This window comes from Arthrobacter sp. Y3223164, from assembly GCF_059091005.1.
The window spans coordinates 1-1728 of sequence record NZ_JBNHGF010000496.1; the positions used below are offsets into that span (position 1 = coordinate 1).

Consider the following 1728-nt stretch of genomic DNA (forward strand, 5'->3'; position numbering starts at 1 on the left):
CCGAGCTGGACCGGGACGAGGCCGCGGGGGAGGCCGTCGTCGAACAGGACCTGGCCGAGGCCGCGTCCCTGGTCGAGGCGCTGGACCGGCTGCCCAAGCCGGGCTGGACCTCGCGCCACGGGCGGTCGCTGACACCCGTCGCGCTGGAGCGTCTGGGGCGCCTCGCGGAAGAGGTCCGCTACCTGCGCAGCTTCGTCGGCGACGACCTGACGCTGTTGCTGGGCGAGGTGGAACGCACCATGCTGCTGGACATCGAGGTTGCCTCCAAACCCGGGCAGAGCATCCACCAGGCGCGGCGCAACCTTGATGCTTTCCACGACGCGGCGGCAGCGTTCATGCAGACGTCGCAGCGCGTGGACCTGCTGGCCTTTTTGGCGTGGCTGGAAGCGGCTGCCGCCGAAGAGGGAGGCCTGGACATGGCGCAGGTGGACGTGCGGCACGATGCCGTGCAGCTGCTGACCGTGCACGCTTCCAAGGGGCTCGAATGGGACGCAGTCTTCGTCCCCGGGCTCAACGACGGCGCCTTCCCCTCCTCCTCGGACAACCGGTGGAGCAGCGGCCACGCCGCCCTGCCCTGGCCGCTGCGCGGAGACCGGTCCGACCTTCCCCAGTGGGATACCGACCAGCCGGACCAGTTGTCCTGGCTGAACGCGGAAGCGGACTACAAGTCGGAAGTCCAGGCACACGGTGAAGACGAAGAGCGCCGGCTGGCCTACGTCGCCTACACCCGGGCCAAGCACCTGCTGGTCTGCAGTTCCGCGGGCTGGACCGGCAGCAAGGTCAAGCCCACGGCCGTGTCGGCCTTCCTGGCCGAACTGCACGCAATGTCACAGGACGAACCCACGGCAGTGCAGGTGCGGCGATGGGTAGCGGACGAGGAACTCGGGCCGGAGAATCCGTTTCGGGCCGAAGTGGAAACAGCCATGTGGCCCTTCGACCCGTTGGAAGGGCCGCGGGTCTACCGCAGCGGTGTCCCGCAGCGGCAGCGTCCGGGCCGCCGGGCGGCCATGGAACAGGCCGCGCAGGCCGTGCTGGAGTCGCTGGCACAGGACCGGCAGCCGGCCGCGGACTCGACCTGGGCCCATGAGGCCAGGCTGCTGTTGGAACGCCACAATGCCGCACCGACCGCCGGCGAGGTGGAGCTGCCGGCGCACATCTCCGCGTCGCTGCTGGTGGACCTGGCCGACGACCCGGACGAAGTCACGCGGCGCCTGCGGCGCCCGGTGCCCCGGAAGCCGGGCATGGCCGCCAGAAAGGGTACCGCCTTCCACAGCTGGATCGAGGAATACTTCGGCACCACGGGGATGTTCGATCTCGAGGCCTACCCGGACGCGGCCGACGCCTTCGTCGACGAGGCCTATGAGCTGGCCGGACTGGTCGAGAACTTCAGGGCATCCGAATGGGCCAACCGGGTCCCGGCAGCCATCGAAGTGCCCGTCGAGACCCGCGTCGGCGGCGTCGTGGTGCGCGGGCGCATCGACGCCGTGTTCCGCGACGCCGACGGCAGCTGGGACCTGATCGACTGGAAGACCGGAACCGCGCCGACGGGCCGGCAATTGTCGGTGAAGTCGGTGCAGCTGGCCGTCTATCGGCTGGCGTGGGCACGCCTGCGCGGCATCGAATTGGACCGCGTCAAGGCCGCCTTTTACTACGTCGGGCAGGACAAACTGGTGCGCCCGCACGGCCTGGCCGGCGAGGCGGAGCTGGAGGCGGCGGTGCTGCGGGCCT

General features: G+C 70.1%; 1 protein-coding gene. It reads left to right on the forward strand.

Translation table 11 applies throughout. The features are described from left to right. The coding region (locus tag AC5RUJ_RS15775) for a 3'-5' exonuclease (protein WP_494156187.1) at positions 1–1728 on the forward strand (1728 nt) is incomplete at both ends.